Consider the following 1,291-nt stretch of genomic DNA (forward strand, 5'->3'; position numbering starts at 1 on the left):
ATAAGCAGACAATTCAAAATGCCGGCCTTATCTGATATCATCAGAAGTAAGACAGAAGGATTGTCACCAGGGTAAAAAAGTGTTTACCATGAAATTTAAAGAGGATACGATGAATTTACCATCGGAGGTGAATTTCTGGGTGCGGTGGTTGCCCGTATAAGCAACGTAAATGTTCCCGTTAGCATCTATATCCATGCCAGTGGGATTATTAAGCTGCCCATCACCACTACCTGAACTGTCCCATTTCGCAATGAACTTACCATTGGCGGTGAATCTCTGGGTGCGAGCATTTCCTCTATCAGCGATGTAGACGTTCCCATTGGCATCTATCGCTATGCCATTAGGGGAATAAAATTGTCCGTTGCCACTGCCTGAACTGCCCCATTTAGTAATGAACTTACCATTGGATGTGAATTTCTGGATACGGTTGTTACTACTATCGACGACGTAGACATTACCGTTGCCATCTACCGCTACGCCAGAAGGTCTGTCAAAATACCACGGCTGCTCGAGCTTTGGCCACATATTCTTGTATTTATACACCTCTTCCGATAAGGCGGCCCCTGCCAACGCCAGCACCATTACCGCAACCAGTACAATTGTCCTCAATACCTTCCTGCCTGTCATGTCCTGTACCTCCTTATTTGAAATCGCTTATGCCATACCTACCTGGCTGACGTTCACCGTAACCGTAGATGAATATATGGAGGCGTCATCACCCCCATTTGGGTTAAAGTCTGTCTTAAACGAAAAATCGTAGATGCCAACCGGCAGACCCGACAATCCAACCAACGGTGAAAATTCGCCAACGCTAAACAACGGCCCCGTGTACGTCACCGAACTGCCCAACTTCCATGCCCAGGCCCCGCTTAGGACATCGTAGTAATACGTCCCAAAAGGTGTTGCCGCAACCAGCCACCAGTCGGCATTTATACCGGCGCTGCCGGCGGCGTCAAGCCCTATCGTTACCGTTAAGGGGTCTGTCGTCTTGATGCCGACCTGCCCGGACTGGCCGTTTGCCTTAACGCTTAACACCGGCCCTGAGGATACCCCGTTTGTTTGCGGTAAGGTCTGTGAGCCAGGTACGCCCATGTTGCCTTTGTCATCGGTAACATAGACCGTAAAGACATACTCTCCATTGATAATAAGACCGTTGACCACACCTGAATATGAATCGCCATCTCATACTTGGGTTTTGGGTGGGTAGATACAGCATCAGGAAAAAAGCCAATATGGATGCGTGTTTCCAGGGATATGAAAAAAATGGCGTGTATCTACAACTTTAAGACGG

General features: G+C 48.1%; 2 protein-coding genes. Both read right to left on the reverse strand.

What is annotated here, in order from left to right; all coding sequences use genetic code 11:
• Positions 1 to 63: 63 nt before the first annotated feature.
• Positions 64 to 627 (reverse strand): SBBP repeat-containing protein, encoded by a 564-nt coding sequence (locus HWQ67_RS18840; RefSeq protein ID WP_218254234.1) that lies wholly within the window; start codon positions 625 to 627, stop codon positions 64 to 66.
• 27 nt (positions 628 to 654) lie between these two features.
• On the reverse strand, positions 655 to 1,161 hold the full coding sequence (locus tag HWQ67_RS18845) for a hypothetical protein (RefSeq protein WP_218254235.1): 507 nt from the start codon (positions 1,159 to 1,161) through the stop codon (positions 655 to 657).
• Positions 1,162 to 1,291: the final 130 nt, after the last annotated feature.

Origin of the sequence: Candidatus Magnetobacterium casense, assembly GCF_019173545.1 — a bacterium.
GTDB classification, from domain to species: Bacteria; Nitrospirota; Thermodesulfovibrionia; order Thermodesulfovibrionales; family Magnetobacteriaceae; genus Magnetobacterium; species Magnetobacterium cryptolimnobacter.

Excerpts from the sequence above, each read along its gene's own strand:
- HWQ67_RS18840 (WP_218254234.1), bottom strand. The coding sequence starts at position 627 with ATGACAGGCAGGAAGGTATTGAGGACAATTGTACTGGTTGCGGTAATG.